Source organism: Pseudarthrobacter sp. SORGH_AS 212 (assembly GCF_030818145.1).
Classification (GTDB): Bacteria; Actinomycetota; Actinomycetes; order Actinomycetales; family Micrococcaceae; genus Arthrobacter.
The window spans coordinates 4,320,900-4,343,065 of sequence record NZ_JAUTAA010000001.1 but is presented as its reverse complement, the minus strand read 5'-3'; the positions used below and the strand labels follow the sequence as shown (position 1 = coordinate 4,343,065).

Sequence of the window (22,166 nt, the reverse complement as noted above, 5' to 3'; positions counted from 1 at the left end):
CCTCAGCCACGGGCCGCGGCCGGAACTGGGCTGCCAAACTGGTCCAGGGCTTCGCCGGTAAGCCGGAACGTCGACCACCCGTCCATCGGCCGGGCACCCAGGCTGCGGTAGAAGTTGATGGAGGGCTCGTTCCAGTCGAGCACGCTCCATTCCACCCGGGCGTAGCCGTTCTCCACGGCGATACCCGCCAGGTGCTTCAACAGGGCCTTCCCGTGCCCCTCGCCGCGGGCCGCCGGACTGACGTAGAGGTCCTCGAGGTAGATCCCGTGAACGCCCTCCCATGTGGAATAGTTCAGGAACCACAGGGCGAAGCCCTGCACTTCGCCTGCCGCATTTTCGGCCATGGCCGCGAACACCCGCGGGTTACCGCCAAAGAGGGCTGCCTGCAGCATTTCAGGGGTGTTCCGGACCGCGTCCGGCTCCTTCTCGTAATGCGCCAGTTCATGGATCATCCGGAGGATTGCCGGGACGTCGTGCTCGGTTGCGGGGCGGATTGCACTCATTATCCGAGCTTACCTAAAGCCGGTTGACGCCCGTTACCCTCAGGACCGCGGTGCCGGTTTCGTCCGATTCCGCCAGGTTCACTTCGGCGGAGATGCCCCAGTCGTGGTTCCGCGCCGGGTCGTCGAAGATCTGGCGCACCTTCCACACCCCGGCTTCCTCCGTAATGATCAGCAGTCCGGGCCCGCGGGCGTCCGGTCCGGTGCCGATGTCGTCGTGTTCGTCGAAGTAGTCGTCCAGGGCGTCTTCCCAGCGGTCGGCGTCCCAGCCGGAGCCGCCGTCGAGTTCACCCAGTGCCGCGGCGTCCTCATCGGCGAAGAGCTCCACGCGGCGGAACATCTCGTTGCGGACCATCACGCGGAAGGCGCGGATGTTGGACGTCAGCGACGGCGGGGGAGGCGGCGGTGCGTCGTGCGGCGTGGGCATGGCCCCGGACGCCAGTTCCTCCCATTCGTCCAGGAGGCTGGAGTCCACCTGCCGGACCAGTTCGCCCAGCCAGGCGGTCAGGTCTTCCAAATCGTCGCGGAGCATGTCCTGCGGGACGGTCTGCCGGAGGGCCTTGAACGCGTCGGCAAGGTACCTCAGCACGATGCCTTCCGAGCGGGCCAGCCCATAGAACTGGACAAACTCGCCGAAGTTCATGGCGCGTTCGTACATGTCCCGGACCACGGATTTGGGCGCCAGCTCGAAGTCGCCAACCCACGGGGCGGCCTTGCGGTAGACCTCGAAGGCCTCGGCCAGGATATCCGACAGCGGTTGCGGGTATGTCACTTCGTCCAGCATCGCCATCCGCTGGTCGTACTCGATCCCGTCAGCCTTCATCGCGGCCACCGCCTCGCCGCGGGCCTTCTTCTGCTGCGCGGAGAGGATTTGGCGCGGCTTTTCCAGGGTCGCCTCGATGATGGACACCACGTCCAGGGCGTACGACGGCGACTCCGGGTCCAGGAGCTCCAGCGCGGCGAGCGCGAAGGGGGAGAGCGGTTGGTTGAGTGCGAAGTTGGCCTGCAGGTGCACCGTCAGGCGGACGGCGCGGCCGTCCGGACCCTGTTCGGCTTCCGGGATCCGTTCCACAACTTCAGCCGCCAGCAGCTCGCGGTAGATGCCCAGGGCCTTCTTCATCAGCCGGAGCTGCGCCGGCCGGCTTTCATGGTTCTCCGTCAGCAGCCGGCGTGCGGCGGCGAACGGGTCTCCGGGACGTTCCATCAGGTTCATCAGCATGGCGTGGGTGACCGTGAAGCTGGACGCCAGCGGGTCCGGAACGGATTCCACGAGCCGCCGGTAGGTGGGTTCGCCCCAGGACACGAAACCCTCAGGGGGCTTCTTCTTCACCACCTGGCGCAGCTTCTTCTGGTCGTCGCCGAACTTGGCCACGGCCTTCGCCATGGCCCTGACGTTTTCGGTGACGTGCTCCGGGGCCTGCACCACCACTGTGCCGGCGGTGTCGTACCCTGCCCGGCCGGCGCGCCCGGCAATCTGGTGGAACTCGCGGGAGTTGAGCAGCCGGGTGCGGACGCCGTCGTACTTGCTCAAAGCAGTGAGCAGCACGGTGCGGATGGGAACGTTGATGCCCACGCCCAGGGTGTCCGTACCGCAGATGACCTTCAACAGTCCCGCCTGCGCCAGCTGCTCCACGAGCCGCCGGTACTTCGGCAGCATGCCGGCGTGGTGTACCCCGATCCCGTGGCGGACCAGCCGGTTGAGGGTCTTCCCGAACCCGGCCGCGAACCGGAAGTTCGCGATGAGGTCCGCGATTTTGTCCTTTTCTTCCCGCGTGCACACGTTGATGCTCATGAGCGTCTGGGCGCGGTCGATCGCCTCGAGCTGGCTGAAGTGCACCACGTACACCGGAACCTGCCTGGTGGACAGCAGCTCTTCGAGGGTCTCGTGGACCGGGGTCTCGTGATAGTAGAAATGCAGCGGGATGGGCCTCTCAGCCGAGCTCACGGTGGTGCTCGGGCGCCCGGTGAGCGTTGTGAGGCCCTTCTCAAACCGGGTCACGTCGCCCAGGGTGGCGGACATGAGGAGAAACTGCGCCTGCGGCAGTTCCAGCAGCGGCACCTGCCAGGCCCAGCCGCGCTGCGGGTCCGAGTAGAAATGGAACTCGTCCATGATGACGGAGCCCAGGTCCGCCGTGGCGCCCTCGCGCAGGGCGATGTTCGCCAGGATCTCGGCGGTGCAGCAGATGATCGGGGCGTCCTGGTTCACGCCCGAATCGCCGGTGATCATGCCCACGTTCTCCGCGCCGAAAATCTCGCAGAGCGCAAAGAACTTTTCCGATACCAGCGCCTTGATCGGCGCCGTGTAGTAGCTGCGCCGGCCCAGCGCCATCGCCTGGAAGTGGGCTGCGATGGCAACCAGGGACTTCCCGGACCCGGTGGGTGTTGCGAGGATGACGTTGGCGCCGGTGGCGAGCTCCATGATGGCCTCGTCCTGCGCCGGGTACAGGTCCAGGCCGCGGCTTTCAGTCCATTCCACGAAGCGGGTGTAGAGGTCGTCGGGGTCGACGGCGGCCGACGGTCCCGGCGCGGTCAGATCGGTCAGCTGGTCAACGAGTTTCATTGTTTTCCAGCTTAGTGCCCCGCTGCGGCAGGAAATCCGTGGGTCCGGCGCACGGTGCCGCTGCCGTTGGGCCCGGCTAGGCTTCCCGTAGCAGAGTCAGCACCAAGGCATGGAGAAGCTTATGAAATGGGATCCGGCGAAGTACGTTCAGTTCGGCGATTACCGGAACCGCCCGTTCTTCGACCTCACCGGCAGGATCCACGCCGCCAACCCCGGTCAGGTGGTTGACCTCGGCTGCGGGCCCGGCAACCTGACGGCAACGCTCGCCCGCCGCTGGCCCGGTGCCCGCGTGGTGGGAGTGGACTCCTCGGACCAGATGCTGGGCAAAGCCGCGGAGCTCGCCGCCGCGCAGCCGTCCCTCACGTTTGAGCAGCAGGACATCCGCGACTGGCTGCCTGCCGCTGACACGGATGTGGTGGTGACGAACGCAGCGCTGCAATGGGTCCCCGGGCACCAGGACCTGCTGCGGACCTGGCTGGCCGCGCTGCGCCCCGGCGGCTGGTTCGCGATGCAGGTGCCCGGGAACTTCAACGCCCCGTCCCATCAGCTGATGCGCCAGCTGGCAGGATCATCGCGCTGGGCGGCCCAGCTCGATGGCGTCCTGCGGGGCGGAGAATCCGTCAGCGAACCCGCTGAGTACCTTGAGATCATGCTCGATGCCGGGTGCACCGCGGACGCGTGGGAAACCACCTACCAGCAGCTGCTGCCCGGGCCGGACCCCGTCCTGGAATGGGTTCGTGGAACCGCCCTGCGCCCCGTCCTGGCCGTGCTTTCGCCGGAGGACGGTGCTGTTTTCGAAGCGGAATACGCGGACGCGCTCCGTGCAGCCTACCCGCAGGGGCGGCACGGCACCGTGTTTCCCTTCCGCAGGGTCTTCGCGGTTGGCCGCAAGGCGGACTGAGCGCTTTCCCGCCGCTGTCCTGCCGCTGTGCAGCCGGCTCGACGGGCCTGTCATGTCCTTGACGGTGCTGGAAAGTGATCTGGCTTACAATGGCCGAGTGGCTTCTGGGGGAGAGGCCGCCATCCGGCCCCGACGGCCCCCGACTGAACTGGAGGTTCGTTGCTGATCGGTTTGATGAGGCGGCTGCTTTCGGACCAAAAAGGCTCCGTCGCCGCCGTCGTCCTTCTGCAGCTGATCCAGGCAGCCGCCAACCTCCTGCTGCCAACCGTCAACGCCGCCATCATTGATGACGGAATTGTTCCCGGTGATACGGGCGTGATTTCCCGCCTGGGTGTCGTGATGGCCGGCATCGCCGTTATCCAGGCAGCGGCTGCCATCGCCGCGGGGTATTTGGGCGCCGTGGTGGCCATGCGGATCGGCCACCGGCTCCGCGCGGAAATCTTTGCGCGGATCCAGTCCTTGTCCTCCCTGGAAGTTGCCCGGTTCGGCACCCAAAGCCTGACCACCCGGGCCACCAATGACACCCAGCAGGTGCAGTCCTTCGCCATCCTGGTGTTCACGATGCTGGTGGCGGGCCCAGCCATGGGCGTGGGCGGCATCATCCTTGCCCTGCAGCAGGACGTGGCACTGTCCGCCGTCGTCATCGTCATCGTGCCGCTGCTCGTCCTGATCATGGCGCTGATCGTCCGCCGCCTCATTCCGCTCTACCGCGACGGCCAGGACCTGCTCGACAACGCCGGCGGCATCCTGCGCGAGCAGATCATCGGCGCCAACGCCATCCGCGCCTTCGTCCGGCAGGACCACGAGACTCGCCGGTTCGCCCGCGCCAACTCCAGCCTCACGGCCAACAACCTGCAGTCTGCGCTGCTCGTGGCCGGCATGCTGCCCATGATCATGCTCGTGGTGAACCTTTCCTCGGTGGCGGTGGTCTGGTTCGGCGGCCACCGGATCCAGGCCGGCGAGATGAACCTGGGCGCACTGACGGCCTTTATCGCCTACATCCTGCAGATCCTCCTGGCCATCATGATGTCCATGTACGTGCTGATGACCGCCCCGCGGGCGGCAGTCTGCGCCGAGCGGATCTCTGCGGTGCTGGATACCAAACCCTCCGTCGCCGGCCCTGCCGGCTTCCCGCCGTCGCGCCCTGCCGTGGCCCCGGAGGATCCGGTGACGCCCCCCGCCGCGCCCGCAGCGCTGGAGTTCAGGGGTGTTGGCTTCTCCTACCCGGGGGCGGAAGCGCCGGTGCTGGCAGGCCTGAATTTCGTGGCCGCGCCCGGCACCACCACGGCGATCATCGGATCCACCGGCAGCGGCAAGTCAACGCTGCTGAACCTGGTTCCGAGGTTCCTCGACACCACCGAAGGCAGCATCCTCCTCGACGGCACCGATGTCCGGGAACTGCCGCTGGACTTCCTGCGCAGATCCATGTCGATCGTCCCGCAACACTCCCACCTGTTTTCCGGGACTATTGCAGACAACTTGCGGATGGCTTCACCCGAAGCCTCCGACCACGAGCTCTGGGAGGTCCTCGAGGCGGCACAAACCATGCGCTTCATGCGGGACCTCCCGCTGGGGCTGGCAACGCCGGTAGGGCAGGGCGGCACCAACCTCTCCGGCGGGCAGCGGCAGCGGCTGTGCATAGCCCGCGCGCTGTTGCGCAAGGCCCCGCTGTACCTCTTTGACGACAGCTTCTCCGCCCTGGACTATGACACGGACACCCGGCTTCGGCAGGCTTTGGACGTGCGTCTGGCCGCGGCCACCAGGATTGTCGTGGCCGAACGCATCGCCGCGGTGGAGGATGCCCACCTGATCCTGGTGCTCGACGGCGGGCGACTCGTTGCGCAGGGAACACACGGCGAGCTGCTGGAAACGTCGTCCACCTACCGGGAAATCGCCGACTCGCAGCTTGCACTGGACGGCCCGCAATGACGGCGGCTCCCGGCACCGACACGGGCGGTGCCGGCTTCTGGCGCACCGCCGGAAGGTTGCTGGGCCTGCTGCGGCCATTCCGGGCCCTCATGCTGGGCGCCGTTGCCGCCACCTGCTGCTTCGCGGCCTTGAATGTGGCAGCCCCAAAACTCCTCGGCGACGCCACCGACCTGGTGGTGGACGGGGTGGTCAGGGGAGCGCTGGACCAGGAAGGGCTCGGCCTCCTGCTGGCTGCTGTATCGCTGATGTACATCTTCACGTCGCTGTTCAACTGGGTTCAGGGTTCCCTGACTGCCCGGTCCGTTCAGGGCGTCATGTACGGGTTGCGCGGCGCGGTGGAAGGCAAACTGCACCGGCTCCCGTCCACCTACTTCCGGGAACGGTCCCGCGGCGACGTGCTGAGCCGGGCCACCAACGACATCGACAACATCTCCCAGGCGCTGAACCAGCTCCTCACCCAGCTGATCATGTCCGTCCTGATGTTGTTCGGGTCGCTCGCGATGATGCTGTGGATATCGCCCCTCCTGGCCTGCATCGCCATCGCCTCCGTTCCGCTGTCCATGGGTGTGACGGTGCTCGTGGCCCGCAGGTCGCAGGAGCATTTCGCCCGCCAGTGGACGGAAACAGGGGAGCTGAACTCCCACGTCGAGGAATTCATCACGGGCCATGAGGTGATCAAGGCCTTCGGGCAGCAGCCGCAGGCGGCCGAGGTTTTTGCCAGCAGCAACAGCAGGTTGGCCCGCGCGGCAACCAAGGCGCAGTATTCCGCCGGCGTGGTGCAGCCCCTGATGGTGCTGATGGCAAACCTCAACTACATCGCCGTCGCCGTGGTTGGCGCCCTCCAGGTCATCGCAGGCGCCATGACCATCGGCGGGATCCAGGCATTCATACAGTTCAGCAGGCTGTTCACCCAGCCGGTGGGCCAGATCGGCGGCCTGCTCAACCTGATCCAGTCCTGCGTGGCATCGGCGGAGCGCGTGTTTGCCCTCCTCGACTCGGAAGAGGACGCGGAGAGCGGCACGCTGGAAGCGCCGTCGGGCGGCCGCATCGTCTTTGACGACGTGACGTTCGGCTACCCCGGCGCGGCGCCCGCAGTCCGGAACCTGTCCTTCGCAGTGGAACCTGGCCAGATGGTTGCCATTGTGGGCCATACCGGGGCCGGGAAGACCACGGTGGTGAACCTGCTGATGCGGTTCTACGAACCGGGCACGGGCCGGATCACCATGGGCGGCACCGACATCGCCGCTGTCCGGCCGGACCGGCTGCGCGGACAGTTCGGTGTGGTGCTCCAGGACACGTGGCTGTTTGGCGGGACCATCAGGGACAACATCGCCTATGGACTGCCGGGCGCCTCTGAAGAGGAGATCCTGGCGGCGGCGGAGGCCAGCTACGTTGACCGCTTCGCCAGGTCGCTGCCGGACGGCTACGACACCGTGCTGGAAAACGGGGGCGAACCCCTCAGCCAGGGCCAGCGGCAGCTCATCACCATCGCCAGGGCACAACTGGCCGGCCGCGCCGTGCTGATCCTCGATGAGGCAACCAGTTCCGTCGATTCCAGGACGGAACTGCTGATCCGCCAGGCCATGCTCCGGCTGCGGCGGGGGAGGACCAGCTTTGTCATCGCGCACCGTTTGTCCACCGTCAGGAACGCTGATCTAATTCTCGTCATGGACCACGGACGCATTGTTGAGCAGGGCACGCACCAGGGCCTGTTGGCCGCGAACAGCTTCTACGCACGGCTCTACAGCGCCCAGTTCTCGGCGGCTCCGGGCCGCTCCGGTGCCCTTGAGGCCGGGCTGTGAGCTCCGCGGCCGAATTTCCCGGGGCGTGGAAGCCAAACTCCACGAGCACCGTGGCCCTTTTTGAGCAGCTGCGCCTGCAGGTGATCCACCAGGTGGACAATGGGGCCCTGGTGCCCGGCACCAGGCTGCCTGCGGTCCGGGCGCTGGCAGAGCGGCTGGACGTCGCACCGCACACTGTGGCGCGCGCCTATAAGGAGCTCGAAGCAGCAGGGATCGTGGCAACCCGGGGCAGGAACGGCACCGTGGTCTGCGCCCGTGACGAACGCCTCGGCGGGCTGTCCGACGCCGCGGCGGCCTACGCTGCCACCGCCAAAGCGCAGGGTGCAACGTTTGCGGAAGCGGTGAAGCTGCTGGCCGCCGCCTACGATGTTCCCTGAGGGCGGAACCGTGCGCGTTCGAAGAAATTTTCGATTAGCATTATGGGGTGCCTAAAGCCGTAGCCGAAGAAACAGCCGTCCCCGCTTCCTTCACCGCCACCTCCGCCGACAGCCCCCAACGCCACGATCTCTCCCGGCTTGTGGTCAAGGGCGCGCGCGAGCACAACCTGCGCAATGTGGACCTCGACCTGCCGCGTGACGCCATGATCGTCTTCACCGGCCTGTCCGGTTCCGGCAAATCATCCCTCGCGTTCGACACCATCTTCGCCGAAGGCCAGCGCCGCTACGTCGAGTCGCTCTCCGCCTACGCGCGCCAGTTCCTGGGCCAGGTGGACAAGCCCGACGTCGACTTCATCGAAGGATTGTCGCCGGCGGTCTCCATCGACCAGAAGTCCACCAGCAAGAACCCCCGGTCAACGGTGGGAACCATCACCGAGATCTACGACTACATGCGCCTGCTGTGGGCACGCGTCGGCCGGCCCCACTGCCCCGTCTGTGGTGAACCCGTGGCCAAGCAGACGCCGCAGCAGATCGTGGACCAGCTGCTGGAGCTTGAGGACGGAACCCGCTTCCAGGTCCTCGCACCGGTAGTCCGGGGACGCAAGGGCGAATTCGTGGACCTCTTCAAGGAGCTTTCGGCCAAGGGGTACTCCAGGGCGAGGGTGGACGGCGACCTCATCCAGCTCAGTGATCCGCCCAAGCTCGGCAAGCAGTACAAGCACACCATCGAAGTGGTGGTGGACCGCCTGGTGGTCAAGGAAGGCATCAGCCAGCGCCTTACGGACTCCATCGAAACCGCCCTCGGCCTCGCCGAAGGCCGGGTCCTGGCCGAGTTCGTCGACCTCGACGCCGATGACGCCGGGCGCACACGGGCCTTCTCCGAAAACCTTGCCTGCCCCAACGAGCACCCGCTCGCCATCGATGAAATTGAACCGCGGTCCTTCTCCTTCAACAACCCGTTCGGGGCCTGCGCTGCCTGCAGCGGCATCGGCACCAAGCTGGAGGTGGATGACGAGCTGATCGTCCCCAACCCCGAGCTTTCCCTGTCGGAAGGCGCCATCGCGCCCTGGTCCCTCGGCACCGCCACCACCGAGTACTGGAACCGGCTCCTGGAGGGCCTGGCCAAGGAGCTCGGGTTCTCCATGGACACCCCCTGGGAAAAGCTGGGCAAGGATGTCCGCCAGACTGTCCTGCACGGCAAGGACCACAAGGTGGTGGTGCAGTACCGCAACCGGTTCGGCCGCGAACGCAAGTACAGCACCGGCTTCGAAGGCGCCATCCAGTATGTCCACCGCAAGCATGGCGAGACCGACTCTGACTGGGCGCGCGACCGCTACGAAGAGTACATGCGCCAGATTCCCTGCCCTGCCTGCAATGGAGCGCGGCTGAACCCGGCCTCACTGTCGGTGCTGATCAACGGTAAGTCCATTGCCGAAGTGGCAGCGCTGCCCATGCGTGAATGCGCAGCGTTCCTGGACAACCTTGTCCTCACCGGCCGTGAAGCGCAGATTGCGCACCAGGTACTCAAGGAGATCCAGGCCAGGCTGACATTCCTCCTGGATGTGGGCCTGGAGTACCTGAACCTGGAGCGTCCGTCCGCCACCCTGTCCGGCGGCGAGGCGCAGCGTATCCGCCTGGCCACCCAGATCGGCTCAGGCCTGGTGGGTGTCCTTTACGTCCTGGACGAACCTTCCATCGGTCTTCACCAGCGCGACAACCGCCGCCTGATCGACACCCTCACGCGGCTCCGCGACATGGGCAACACCCTGATCGTGGTGGAGCATGACGAGGACACCATCCAGGTGGCGGACTGGATCGTCGACATTGGGCCGGGTGCCGGTGAGCACGGCGGCCAGGTGGTCCACTCCGGTTCCTACAAGGAGCTCCTCGACAACACCAACTCCCTGACCGGCGACTACCTGTCCGGGCGGAAGAGCATCGAGATCCCGAAGAAGCGCCGCAAGTACGACAAGAAGCGCGAACTGAAGGTGGTCGGCGCGCGGGAGAACAACCTCACCAACGTGGACGCAGCCTTCCCGCTGGGCCTGCTGACAGCCGTTACGGGCGTCAGTGGCTCCGGTAAGTCCACGCTGGTCAACGAAATCCTCTACAAGGTGCTCGCCAACAAGCTCAACGGGGCCAAGCAGGTGGCCGGCCGGCACAAGACGGTCCAGGGCCTCGAGCACCTCGACAAGGTGGTCCACGTTGACCAGAGCCCCATCGGCCGGACACCGCGTTCAAACCCCGCCACCTACACCGGCGTCTTCGACAACATCCGCAAGCTCTTCGCCGAGACCACCGAAGCGAAGGTCCGCGGCTACCTGCCCGGCCGGTTCTCCTTCAACGTCAAGGGCGGCCGCTGCGAGGCATGCTCGGGCGACGGCACCCTGAAGATCGAGATGAACTTCCTGCCGGATGTCTATGTGCCCTGCGAGGTGTGCCACGGCGCCCGGTACAACCGGGAAACCCTTGAAGTCCACTACAAGGGCAAGACCATCGCCGACGTCCTCAACATGCCCATCGAGGAAGGTGCCGAGTTCTTCGCGGCTTTTTCGCCGATCGCACGGCACCTGAACACGCTGGTGGACGTCGGCCTGGGCTACGTCCGCCTTGGACAGCCTGCCACCACCCTTTCCGGCGGCGAGGCGCAGCGCGTGAAGCTGGCGGCCGAGCTGCAGAAGCGGTCCAACGGCCGCAGCGTCTACGTCCTGGACGAGCCCACCACTGGCCTGCACTTCGAGGACATCCGGAAGCTGCTGCTGGTCCTGCAGGGGCTGGTGGACAAAGGCAACACGGTCATCACCATCGAGCACAACCTTGACGTCATCAAGAGTGCGGACTGGATCGTGGACCTGGGGCCTGACGGCGGCTCCGGCGGCGGGAAGATCGTGGCCACGGGAACCCCCGAGCAGGTGGCCACCTCCACCACCAGCCACACCGCCGCGTTCCTGGCCGAAATCCTCAGCTGACCTCTGCGCGGTTCCACCGGAAGTATTCCGCTGGTGGAATGCGAGTTTCGGGCACCCGTAAAGGCATGAGAAACTAACCCGGTGACTTCAACAACAGTGCCCGTGATCTTTGACCTGGACGGCACTCTTGTCGATCCTGCCGGTGGGATAACTGACGGAATCTCCTCGGCCCTGAAGGAGCTGGGACTTCCCGTGCCCAGCCAGGACCTGCTCGATTCCATGATTGGCCCCAAGCTCAGCGATGCGCTGCTGAGCGTGGCGAAGGTGCCGGCGGACCGCCTCGACGACGTGATCCGCCGGTACCGCGCCTACTACGCGGAGACCGGAATCGCCCAGGGCCGGCTTTACCCGGGTATCCGGGAAGTCCTGGAAACGTTCGTGGCAGCCGGCCTGCCCGTGGCCGTGGCGACGCAGAAACCGCAGACCATCGCCCGGACCGTCCTGGCCCACCACGGCATCGATGGGCTCTTCCGCGGCATCCACGGCTCCGCGGACAATGAATCCGCAGTCGACGGCGTTCCGCTCGGAAAAACGGAGATCATCGCAGCCGCCCTGAAGGACCTCGACACCCACCACGCCGTCATGGTGGGGGACCGCGCGCAGGACGTCTCCGGTGCCATTGCCAACGGGCTGGACTGCATCGGCGTGGCGTGGGGATTCGCGCCGGACGGCGAACTGGAAGGCGCCGGCGCCTTCACCGTTGTCGCAAACGCCGCCGAACTCGTCAACGCCGTGGAGCGGCTGCAGTCCATCCACGCCTCCGCCATGAGCGAGGTGACCAACGATGGAAATGTTTGATGCCGTCCGCTGGACCACCCGCAACCTGATCTCCGGCACCTGCCGGCCCACCGTCGTCGGCCTGGAAAACGTCCCCAAGGACGGGCCGTTCATCGTGGCCCCCAACCACCTGTCCTTCTTTGACAGCGTCATCGTCCAGGCCCTCATGCCCCGCCCGGTGGCATTCTTCGCCAAGGCCGAATACTTCACCACCGGCGGCGTCAAAGGGAAAGTCATGAAGGCTTTCTTCGAGTCCGTCGGCTCCATCCCGGTGGAACGCGGGGAGCAGGCCGCCAGCGTCCAGGCGCTCAAGACCCTGCTGGACATCCTTGAATCAGGTAAGGGAATCGGTATCTACCCGGAAGGCACCCGCTCCCGGGACGGCCTTCTCTACCGTGGCCGCACGGGCGTGGGCTGGCTGGCACTGACCACGGGGGCGCCCGTGGTTCCCGTGGGCCTGATCGGAACGGAGAACCTTCAGCGGGCCGGAGAAAAAGGCGTGAAGCCGCAGCACTTCACCATGAAGGTGGGAGAGCCGCTGTACTTCGACAAGACCGGACCTGACCACTCGCTACCTGCCCGGCGCGAAGTGACGGACCGCATCATGGATGCCATCGCCGAACTCAGCGGGCAGCAGCGCTCCACCAGCTACAACCAAAGCAAAGTCGCGGAGTAGGGCGACGCATTTGCCCCCCCACGGCGTGTCCATGGGGAAATCGCGCACAGATATTCCGGCCGCGGCAAAGGCGGGCGGCGCGGCTCAGTAGACTGTATAGGTGGCAAATCCAGCAAGTTACAGGCCCCGGACCGGTGAAATCCCCACCAATCCGGGCGTCTACCGGTTCCGGGATCCGCACGGGCGGGTCATCTACGTGGGAAAGGCCAAGAGCCTTCGCTCCCGCCTGAACTCCTACTTCGCCAACCCCGCCGGACTGCTGCCCAAGACCTACGCCATGGTCCATGCGGCCAGCAGCGTCGAGTGGACCGTGGTGGGCAGCGAGCTGGAGTCCCTGCAGCTGGAATACACCTGGATCAAGGAATTCAAGCCGCGCTTCAACGTGGTGTTCCGCGACGACAAGACCTACCCCTACCTGGCCGTCACCCTCGGCGAGAAATACCCCCGGGTGCAGGTGATGCGCGGTGACAAGCGGAAAGGCACCCGGTACTTCGGGCCGTACACGGCCGGCGCCATCCGCGAAACCATGGACACCCTGCTCCGGGTCTTCCCGGTCCGCAGCTGCAGCGCCGGGGTGTTCAAACGTGCGGAGTCCAGTGGTCGCCCGTGCCTGCTGGGCTACATCGACAAGTGCTCGGCGCCCTGCGTGGGCCGGATTTCCCCGGAAGACCACCGGGCCCTTGCTGAAGACTTCTGCGCCTTCATGGGTGGCGAAGCGAAGCGGTTCACCAACAAGCTCGAAAAGCAGATGGCGGCCGCCGTTGCCAGGCTGGACTACGAACAGGCCGCCCGGATCCGCGACGACATCACGGCCCTGCGGAAGGTCTTTGAGCGCAATGCCGTGGTGTTGGCCGAGGACACGGACGCTGATGTGTTCGCGCTCCACGAGGACGAGCTCGAGGCCGCCGTGCAGGTGTTCCACGTCCGCGGCGGCAGGATCCGCGGCCAGCGCGGCTGGGTGGTGGAAAAGGTGGAGGACTTCACCACACCAGACCTTGTGGAACACCTGCTCCAGCAGGTCTACGGCGAGGACGGCGAGACGCACGGCCGGCTGCCGCGGGAGGTGCTGGTTCCGGTGGCACCCAGCAACGCGGAGGAGCTGACGGAATGGCTCAGCGGCATCCGCGGCGCCAGGGTGGACGTCCGGGTCCCGCAGCGGGGCGACAAAGCCGCCCTGATGTCCACCGTCCGGGAGAATGCCGAGCACGCCCTGAAGCTGCACAAGACCCGCCGCGCAGGGGACCTCACCGTGCGGTCACAGGCTCTCCAGGAACTCCAGGAAGCGCTGGACCTTCCCGTCCCGCTGCTGCGCATCGAATGTTTCGACGTCTCCCATGTCCAGGGAACCAATGTGGTGGCGTCAATGGTGGTAGTGGAGGACGGGCTGCCCAAGAAATCGGACTACCGGAAGTTCTCCATCACCGGCCCGGCTGCCTCCGATGACACCGCCGCCATGCACGACGTCCTCACCAGGCGCTTCCGCCACTACCTCCAGGACAAGTCCGCCCAGGTGGACGAGGACGTCCTCGAAGCAGGCACCGCCGAGGCGGCCGCAGAGGCAGCCGCGGAGGCTGCCGCCGAGGCCGCGGTGGCCGACACCACCACTCCGGCGCCGAAGGGCAAGTTCGCCTATCCGCCGAACCTGGTGGTGGTGGATGGCGGCCAGCCGCAGGTCAACGCAGCCGCACGCGCCCTGGCGGACCTGGGCATCGACGACGTTTACGTGGTGGGCCTGGCCAAGCGCCTGGAGGAAGTGTGGCTGCCGGACAGCGACTTCCCGGTTATCCTTCCCCGCACGTCACAGGGCTTGTACCTGCTGCAGCGCATCCGCGACGAGGCGCACCGGTTCGCCATTTCGTTCCACCGCCAGAAGCGCGGCAAGGCCATGACAGTCTCGGCGCTGGACGGCGTTCCGGGGCTGGGCGCCTCCAAGCGCAAGGCGTTGCTGGCCCACTTCGGGTCGGTCAAGGGCGTCAAGGCGGCAACTCCCGAGGAGCTCGCCCAGGCGAACGGTATCGGTCCGGCGCTGGCCGCAGCCATCGTCAGCCACTTCTCCGGAGACGGCCCCGCCGCGGTCACAGTGCCGGCCATCAACATGACCACCGGCGAAATCACTGAAACTTAGCTAGGGTAAGTGGCGGGGTTTGCGCCGGCGCTGCCCCGCGGACCAACAACGGAAATGGGGCGGACTCAATGGCAGGCACTTCGGCGGAATCCGAGGAAGGGCAGGACGGCATGGAGCCCGTCAAACCCCTCGAAGCGGAACTGCTGGTGGTTACCGGGATGTCCGGTGCGGGGCGGAGCACCGCCGCCGACGCACTTGAGGACCACGGCTGGTACGTCGTGGAAAACCTGCCGCCCCAGATGCTGGGAACCCTCGCCGAGCTCGTCTCGCACGCACCGCAGTCCATCCCGCGGCTGGCAGTTGTCATCGATGTCCGCAGCAAAGGCCTGTTCGCAGACATTCGGGCCGCCCTGGGCGCCCTGGCCGCCAGCGGTGTCACTTTCCGGGTGCTGTTCCTGGACGCCAGCGACAACGTACTGGTCCGCCGCTTCGAGCAGGGACGCCGGCCGCATCCGCTGCAGGGCGGGGGCCGCATCCTGGACGGTATCGCCGCCGAACGCGAGCTCCTCCAGGAACTGCGCGACAGCTCCGACGTAGTGCTGGACACCTCCGGCTACAACGTGCACGGCCTGGCCACGGCCATCACCGAGCTCTTCAGCGAAACCGGTCCCGTGGCGTTGCGGCTGAACGTCATGAGCTTCGGCTTCAAGTACGGCCTGCCCGTGGACTCCAACTACGTGGCCGATGTCCGGTTCATTCCCAATCCGCACTGGGTGCCGCAGCTGCGCCCGCACACCGGCCTGGACAAGGACGTAAGCGACTACGTGCTCGAGGCCGAGGGAGTCAAGAACTTCGTGGACCGCTACGTCATGGCACTCGAGCCGGTCCTCGATGGCTACCGGCGCGAAAACAAGCACTACGCCACCATCGCCGTGGGCTGCACGGGCGGGAAACACCGTTCCGTGGCAGTCGCCGTCGAGCTGTCCAAAAAGCTCGCGCAGTATCCCCGGGTCACCGTGACCACCACCCACCGGGATCTGGGCCGCGAGTAATGGCGCTGTTCACCGGCGCGCTGCCGCTGGTTCCCCCTGCCACGGGACCGGGCGCCGGCCCGCAGGACACCGAGCCCACCATTGTCGCGCTGGGCGGCGGCCACGGGCTCTCCGCCTCGCTGTCCGCCCTCCGCCTCCTCACCTCCAAGCTCACGGCGATCGTCACAGTGGCGGACGACGGCGGCTCATCCGGGCGTCTGCGCGAAGAGTACGGTGTCCTCCCGCCGGGAGATCTCCGGATGGCGCTCTCCGCGCTCTGTGACGATACGGACTGGGGACGGACCTGGCGCGACGTCATGCAGCACAGGTTCCGCCCCGGCAGCGGCCCCGGCGGTTCACTGGACGAACACGCCATGGGGAACCTGCTGATCGTGACCCTCTGGGAACTGCTGGGAGACGCCGTCGCCGGTCTTACCTGGGCCGGGGCGCTCCTTGGCGCCCGAGGCCAGGTTTTGCCCATGTCCACGGTGCCGCTGACCATCGAAGGCGATGTCCGGGTAGCAGCGCCGGATGGGGGATCGGTGCTGCAGACGGTCCACGGGCAGGCCCGCTGCGCCGTGGCAGGATCGCTGGAGAACGTCCGCCTGCTCCCGGAGTCGGCACCCGCCTGCACGGAAGCGCTGACCGCTATCGAGCTCGCCGACTGGGTCATCCTGGGCCCGGGCTCGTGGTACACCTCGGTGCTGCCCCACCTGCTGCTCCCGGAGATGCGCCAGGCGCTGTGCAACACCCCCGCCAAACGCTGCCTCACCATGAACCTCGCCACGGACACCAAGGAGACTTCGGGCATGACGGCCGCGGACCACCTGCATGTCCTGCGCCGCTACGCTCCCGGTTTCAACGTTGATGTTGTCCTGGCCGATCCCGCCTCCGTCCCCGACCGCCAGGAGTTCGAGAAGGCCGCCGCGATGATCGGCGCCGAGGTGGTCTTGGGTAAAGTAGGGGCGTCGGGACGCCGTCCCGTCCATGACCCCCTGCGGCTGGCCACGGCGTACCAGGACATTTTTGGGAACAGTTAGGAAGGTGCCATGGCACTGACAGCATCAGTCAAAGAAGAACTGTCCCGTCTGGACATTAAGAAGTCGTCCGTCCGCAAGGCTGAGGTCTCCGCGATGCTCCGTTTCGCGGGCGGCCTGCACATCATTTCCGGCCGGATCGTCATCGAGGCAGAGGTGGACCTCGCCTCCACCGCGCGGCGCCTCCGGGCAGCCATTGCAGAGGTCTACGGGCACCAGAGCGAAATCATCGTGGTTTCCGCCGGCGGGCTCCGCAGGGCCAGCAGGTATGTAGTCCGGGTAGTGCGCGACGGCGAGGCGCTGGCCCGCCAGACCGGCCTCCTGGACGGCCGCGGACGTCCCGTCCGCGGGTTGCCGTCCGCCGTCGTCAACGGCTCCGCGGCGGACGCCGAAGCAGTATGGCGGGGTGCGTTCCTGGCTCACGGATCGCTGACCGAACCCGGCCGCTCGTCCTCGCTTGAGGTCACCTGCCCGGGGCCTGAATCCGCCCTGGCGCTGGTGGGTGCCGCCCGGCGCCTGGACATTCAGGCCAAAGCGCGCGAGGTGCGCGGCGTGGACCGCGTAGTAATCCGCGACGGCGACACCATTGCCGCGCTCCTGACCCGCATGGGCGCCCACGACGCCCTCATGGTCTGGGAAGAGCGCCGCATGCGCAAGGAGGTCCGCGCCACCGCGAACCGCCTCGCCAATTTCGATGACGCCAACCTCCGCCGCTCGGCACAGGCCGCCGTCGCGGCCGGCGCCCGCGTGGACCGCGCCCTGGAAATCCTCGGCGACGACGTACCCGACCACCTGAAGTACGCCGGCGAACTGCGCGTGGCCCACAAGCAGGCCAGCCTGGACGAGCTCGGCCGGCTGGCCGATCCCGTCATGACCAAAGACGCCATCGCGGGCCGGATCCGCCGGCTTTTGGCGATGGCGGACAAGAGGGCCCTTGACCTGGGGATTCCCGGCACCGACGCCAATGTGACGCCCGAAATGCTCGACGAGTAGCGGGCCCCTAGAATCAAAAATAATTCCGGGCGCAAGACGTCCGGATGCATAATCCGAGAGTCACCAACCGGACCGAAAGTCCACGATATTGGAGGATTTTGTGACTGAGTACGTATTGCCCGAACTCAAGTACGACTACGCCGCCCTTGAGCCGCACATCTCTGCGCGGATCATGGAGCTGCACCACAGCAAGCACCACGCAGCTTATGTTGCCGGCGCCAACAACGCGCTGGCCCAGCTGGCTGAGGCACGGGAGAAGGGCGATTTCGCCAACATCAACCGGCTCTCCAAGGACCTCGCGTTCCACACCGGCGGACACGTCAACCACTCCGTCTTCTGGAACAACCTTTCCCCGGACGGCGGCGACAAGCCCGAGGGCGAACTGGCTGCGGCCATCGATGACGCGTTCGGTTCCTTCGACGCCTTCCGCGCCCAGTTCTCCGCAGCCGCACTCGGCCTGCAGGGGTCGGGCTGGGGTTTCCTGGCCTACGAGCCCATCGGTGGAAACCTGGTCATCGAGCAGCTGTACGACCAGCAGGGCAACGTGGCGCTGGGCACCACGCCGCTGCTCATGCTGGACATGTGGGAGCACGCCTTCTACCTGGACTACGTGAACGTCAAGGCGGACTACGTCAAGGCGTTCTGGAACATCGTGAACTGGGCCGACGTCGCCAAGCGCTTCGACGCCGCCCGCAGCAACGCAACCGGGCTCATCACCCTCCCGTAACCTGCAGCACGCATGCTTGTTACAAACTTCACATTCGGACTTAATAAGGCCGCCATGTGGACTGGCCGCCCCCGCACTTGCGGGGGCGGACCCAGTTAAACGTAAGATAGGTCACGGAAGGCGGTTAGCCTTCAGCAATGAGGCTGGTCGCCCTCCGTCTGTAAATCATCTCTGCCCAATGGCGTGCGGGATCTGTTAGTTGGCTTGAACGCCCGCTCAACTAGTAGTGCTTGCTTCAAGCACCAAGGAGACTGAAAAGTGACGACCCGTATTGGTATCAACGGCTTCGGCCGTATTGGCCGCAACTACTTCCGCGCAGCACTCGCCCAGGGTGCGGACCTCGAAATCGTTGCCGTCAACGACCTCACCAGCCCCGAGGCGCTGGCCCACCTGTTCAAGTACGACTCCGTGGGCGGACGCCTGAAGGAAACCATCGAGGTCAAGGACGGCAACATCGTCGTCAACGGCAATGTCATCAAGGTCCTGGCGGAACGCGATCCCGCCAACCTTCCGTGGGGCGAGCTCGGCGTGGACATCGTCATCGAATCCACCGGCTTCTTCACCAAGGCAGCTGATGCGCAGAAGCACATCGACGCCGGCGCCAAGAAGGTACTGATTTCCGCCCCGGCCTCGGATGAGGACATCACCATCGTCATGGGCGTAAACCACAACCTGTATGACAACGCCACGCACCACATCATTTCCAACGCGTCCTGCACCACCAACTGCCTCGGCCCGCTGGCCAAGGTGGTCAACGACGAGTTCGGCATCGAGCGTGGCCTGATGACCACCGTGCACGCCTACACGGCCGACCAGAACCTCCAGGACGGCCCGCACAAGGACCTGCGCCGCGCCCGCGCCGCCGCCATCAACATGGTGCCCACCTCCACCGGTGCGGCCAAGGCCATCGGCCTGGTCCTGCCGGAGCTCAAGGGCAAGCTGGACGGCTACGCCATCCGCGTTCCCGTCCCCACCGGTTCCGCCACGGACCTCACGGTCACCGTGTCCCGCGAAACCACCGTTGAGGAAGTCAACGCCGCCCTCAAGCGCGCTTCCGAGTCCGACGAACTGCAGGGCTTCCTGACCTACACGGAAGAGCCCATCGTTTCTTCGGACATCGTTGGCGATCCCGCATCCTCGATCTTCGACGCCGGGCTGACCAAGGTCATCGGCAACCAGGTCAAGGTTGTTTCCTGGTATGACAACGAATGGGGCTACTCAAACCGCCTCGTCGACCTCACGGAGCTTGTCGCGTCCAAGCTGGGCTAGGGTTAGACACATGACATCCCACACCCTCAACGAACTGATCGCTGAAGGTGTCCGCGGGCGGTACATTCTGGTCCGAAGCGACCTGAATGTGCCGCTCGACGGCTCTACAGTCACTGACGACGGCCGCATCAAGGCCTCCCTTCCAGTGCTGGCAAAGCTCACGGACGCCGGTGCCCGCGTGCTGGTAACAGCCCACCTTGGACGCCCGAAGGGCGCCCCCGAGGATAAGTACTCCCTCCGCCCTGCCGTGGACCGCCTCGCTGAACTGGCGGGCTTCAAGGTCACCCTCGCCGCCGACACTGTCGGTGACTCCGCCAGGGAAGCAGCAGCTTCCCTGCAGGACGGCGAAGCCCTGGTCCTGGAGAACGTCCGCTTCGACGCCCGCGAAACCAGCAAGGACGACGCCGAGCGCGGCGCCTTCGCTGACGAGTTGGTGTCGCTGACCGGTGGCAACGGCGCCTACGTGGATGACGCCTTCGGCGCTGTCCACCGCAAGCACGCCAGCGTCTACGACGTCGCGTCCCGGCTGCCGTCCTACCAGGGCGACCTGGTGCACACCGAGGTGGAGGTCCTGCGAAAGCTCACCGCCGACACCCAGCGTCCCTACGTGGTGGTCCTGGGCGGATCCAAGGTCTCGGACAAGCTCGCCGTGATCGACAACCTGCTCGGCAAGGCAGACACCATCCTGGTGGGCGGCGGCATGCTGTTCACGTTCCTCGCTGCGGCGGGGCACAAGGTGGCCGCCAGCCTGCTCGAACAGGACCAGATCGGCGTTGTCCAGGACTACCTGAAGCGCGCTGCGGATGCCGGCACCGAGTTCGTCATCCCCACGGACGTTGTGGTGGCGGAGAAGTTCGCTGCCGACGCCGCGCACGAAACCGTTGCGGCGGACGCCATCGAGGGCAGCAGCTTCGGCGCCAACGGCATCGGCCTGGACATCGGTCCCGACTCGGCGGCTGCCTTCGCGGACCGGATCAAGGGCGCACGGACGGTGTTCTGGAACGGACCCATGGGAGTCTTCGAATTCGAAGCCTTTTCCGCCGGAACCCGCGCCATCGCCCAGGCCCTGACCGAAACCGCAGCGTTCACCGTGGTGGGCGGCGGCGACTCTGCTGCCGCTGTACGCACCCTCGGCTTCGCCGACGACCAGTTCGGGCACATTTCCACCGGCGGCGGCGCCAGCCTGGAGTACCTTGAGGGCAAGGAACTCCCCGGCCTGAGCATCCTGGACCGGTAGGAACAGCCGCCGGGAGCAGCAACGCTCCTGTCCTTCGGCCGGCAGGTTGCCCGCGGCAGCCTGCCGGCCGCACACTTTACACGACCATTTTGGAGAACACGTGACAACGTCTACTAACGGCGCCTTCGACCGTAAGCCCTTCATCGCCGGCAACTGGAAGATGAACATGGACCACGTGCAGGGCATCACGCTCCTGCAGAAGCTGGCCTGGACACTCTCGGACGCCAAGCACGATTACAGCCGCGTCGAGGTTGCGGTCTTCCCGCCCTTCACGGACCTCCGCGGTGTCCAGACCCTCGTCCAGGGCGACGACCTGGACGTGGCCTACGGCGGCCAGGACCTTTCCCAGTTCGACTCCGGCGCTTACACCGGCGACATCTCCGGGCAGTTCCTGAGCAAGCTGGGCTGCAAGTACGTACTGGTGGGCCACAGCGAACGCCGCACCATCCACAACGAATCGGACGACGTCCTGAACGCCAAGACCAAGGCGGCGTTCAAGCACGGCGTCACGCCGGTCCTCTGCGTCGGTGAGGGCCTGGAGATCCGCCAGGCGGGCACGCACGTCAACCACACCCTGGAGCAGCTTCGCGGCGGCGTGGCAGGCCTGACCGATGAGCAGGCGGCAGAGCTCGTGGTTGCCTACGAACCCGTATGGGCCATCGGAACGGGCGAGGTTGCCGGGCCGGAGGACGCCCAGGAGATGTGCGCCGCCATCCGGGCCGAGCTGGAGAAACTGTTCGGTGCGGACGTTGCTGCCAAGACCCGGTTGCTCTACGGCGGCTCGGTCAAGGCCAACAACGCAGCAGCCATCCTGAAGGAACGCGACGTTGACGGCGTGCTTGTGGGCGGCGCCAGCCTGGATCCCGCTGAGTTTGCTAATATTGTCAGGTTCGAGAGTCACCTGGTGACGGACTAGTCCGTGCCGGCGCACGCACTCCCGCCACACCAACTTCCTGAAAGGCCGTCGTGGACGTTCTTCATGTCATCCTGCAGATCCTCCTGGGCATCACCAGCCTCCTGCTGACGCTGCTCATCCTCCTTCACAAAGGACGTGGCGGCGGGCTGTCGGATATGTTCGGCGGCGGCATGAGCTCAGGACTCAGCTCATCCGGTGTGGCTGAACGCAACCTCAACAGGTTCACCATCATCCTCGGCGTGACCTGGGGAATCGTCATCATCGCCCTGGGCCTGATCATGAGGTTCAGCGGCGCCGGGGACTCCTAACCCCCAACGTCATGCACTGGCATGCGCTGGGCCCTCCCGCCCCGCGCGCCCGCCAACTAAACTGTGGCTGTCGGCTTCCGACAGCCACAGTT

At 66.1% G+C, this 22,166-nt stretch carries 18 protein-coding genes; 16 read left to right on the top strand and 2 right to left on the bottom strand.

Translation table 11 applies throughout. The annotated features are described in order from the left end of the window. Window positions 1-2 precede the first annotated feature (2 nt). Window positions 3-503: a GNAT family N-acetyltransferase gene (locus tag QE394_RS19955; RefSeq protein WP_056078938.1), complete on the bottom strand. Its 501-nt coding sequence runs from the start codon at window positions 501-503 to the stop codon at window positions 3-5. A 13-nt stretch (window positions 504-516) separates the two neighbouring features. Then, window positions 517-3,060, bottom strand: coding sequence for a DEAD/DEAH box helicase (locus QE394_RS19950; RefSeq protein ID WP_261619759.1), 2,544 nt, complete (start codon window positions 3,058-3,060; stop codon window positions 517-519). Window positions 3,061-3,181: 121 nt separating this feature from the next. On the opposite strand from QE394_RS19950, the gene QE394_RS19945 reads away from it, so the two are divergent. From QE394_RS19945 to secG, 16 genes are all read left to right on the top strand, one after another. Beyond that, window positions 3,182-3,961 carry a trans-aconitate 2-methyltransferase gene (locus QE394_RS19945; RefSeq protein ID WP_349035340.1) on the top strand — a complete coding sequence of 260 codons (780 nt, stop codon included), beginning with the start codon at window positions 3,182-3,184 and terminating at the stop codon, window positions 3,959-3,961. Between the two features lie 174 nt (window positions 3,962-4,135). After that, window positions 4,136-5,890 (top strand): ABC transporter ATP-binding protein, encoded by a 1,755-nt coding sequence (locus QE394_RS19940; protein ID WP_200937760.1) that lies wholly within the window; start codon window positions 4,136-4,138, stop codon window positions 5,888-5,890. Then, window positions 5,887-7,692 (top strand): ABC transporter ATP-binding protein, encoded by a 1,806-nt coding sequence (locus QE394_RS19935; RefSeq protein ID WP_349035339.1) that lies wholly within the window; start codon window positions 5,887-5,889, stop codon window positions 7,690-7,692. Before QE394_RS19940 ends, QE394_RS19935 begins: the two co-directional genes overlap by 4 nt. Next, window positions 7,689-8,069 carry a GntR family transcriptional regulator gene (locus QE394_RS19930; RefSeq protein WP_056078953.1) on the top strand — a complete coding sequence of 127 codons (381 nt, stop codon included), beginning with the start codon at window positions 7,689-7,691 and terminating at the stop codon, window positions 8,067-8,069. The genes QE394_RS19935 and QE394_RS19930 overlap by 4 nt, the downstream gene beginning before the upstream one ends. Window positions 8,070-8,116: 47 nt before the next feature. After that, window positions 8,117-11,038 (top strand): excinuclease ABC subunit UvrA, encoded by a 2,922-nt coding sequence (gene uvrA / locus QE394_RS19925; protein WP_056078956.1) that lies wholly within the window; start codon window positions 8,117-8,119, stop codon window positions 11,036-11,038. Window positions 11,039-11,119: 81 nt separating this feature from the next. Beyond that, window positions 11,120-11,836, top strand: coding sequence for an HAD hydrolase-like protein (locus tag QE394_RS19920; protein WP_056078959.1), 717 nt, complete (start codon window positions 11,120-11,122; stop codon window positions 11,834-11,836). After that, window positions 11,823-12,491 (top strand): lysophospholipid acyltransferase family protein, encoded by a 669-nt coding sequence (locus QE394_RS19915; RefSeq protein WP_056078962.1) that lies wholly within the window; start codon window positions 11,823-11,825, stop codon window positions 12,489-12,491. Before QE394_RS19920 ends, QE394_RS19915 begins: the two co-directional genes overlap by 14 nt. Before the next feature lie 100 nt (window positions 12,492-12,591). After that, the gene (gene uvrC, locus QE394_RS19910) at window positions 12,592-14,616 is read left to right on the top strand and encodes an excinuclease ABC subunit UvrC (RefSeq protein WP_349035338.1); all 2,025 of its coding nucleotides are present in this window, start codon (window positions 12,592-12,594) and stop codon (window positions 14,614-14,616) included. 68 nt (window positions 14,617-14,684) lie between these two features. Then, window positions 14,685-15,608: an RNase adapter RapZ gene (rapZ, locus tag QE394_RS19905; protein WP_349035337.1), complete on the top strand. Its 924-nt coding sequence runs from the start codon at window positions 14,685-14,687 to the stop codon at window positions 15,606-15,608. Next, on the top strand, window positions 15,608-16,627 hold the full coding sequence (gene yvcK, locus QE394_RS19900) for a uridine diphosphate-N-acetylglucosamine-binding protein YvcK (protein WP_349035336.1): 1,020 nt from the start codon (window positions 15,608-15,610) through the stop codon (window positions 16,625-16,627). Before rapZ ends, yvcK begins: the two co-directional genes overlap by 1 nt. Window positions 16,628-16,636: 9 nt before the next feature. Further along, window positions 16,637-17,617 carry a DNA-binding protein WhiA gene (gene whiA, locus QE394_RS19895; RefSeq protein ID WP_015937022.1) on the top strand — a complete coding sequence of 327 codons (981 nt, stop codon included), beginning with the start codon at window positions 16,637-16,639 and terminating at the stop codon, window positions 17,615-17,617. Window positions 17,618-17,717: 100 nt separating this feature from the next. Beyond that, window positions 17,718-18,344, top strand: coding sequence for a superoxide dismutase (locus tag QE394_RS19890; protein ID WP_015937023.1), 627 nt, complete (start codon window positions 17,718-17,720; stop codon window positions 18,342-18,344). 258 nt (window positions 18,345-18,602) lie between these two features. Then, window positions 18,603-19,613 carry a type I glyceraldehyde-3-phosphate dehydrogenase gene (gene gap, locus QE394_RS19885; protein ID WP_015937024.1) on the top strand — a complete coding sequence of 337 codons (1,011 nt, stop codon included), beginning with the start codon at window positions 18,603-18,605 and terminating at the stop codon, window positions 19,611-19,613. Between the two features lie 10 nt (window positions 19,614-19,623). Further along, entirely contained in the window at window positions 19,624-20,850 is a 1,227-nt protein-coding gene (locus QE394_RS19880; RefSeq protein ID WP_349035335.1) for a phosphoglycerate kinase, read from the top strand. Between the two features lie 100 nt (window positions 20,851-20,950). Beyond that, on the top strand, window positions 20,951-21,766 hold the full coding sequence (tpiA, locus tag QE394_RS19875; RefSeq protein WP_261619765.1) for a triose-phosphate isomerase: 816 nt from the start codon (window positions 20,951-20,953) through the stop codon (window positions 21,764-21,766). A 50-nt stretch (window positions 21,767-21,816) separates the two neighbouring features. After that, window positions 21,817-22,074: a preprotein translocase subunit SecG gene (gene secG / locus QE394_RS19870; protein ID WP_015937027.1), complete on the top strand. Its 258-nt coding sequence runs from the start codon at window positions 21,817-21,819 to the stop codon at window positions 22,072-22,074. Window positions 22,075-22,166: the final 92 nt, after the last annotated feature.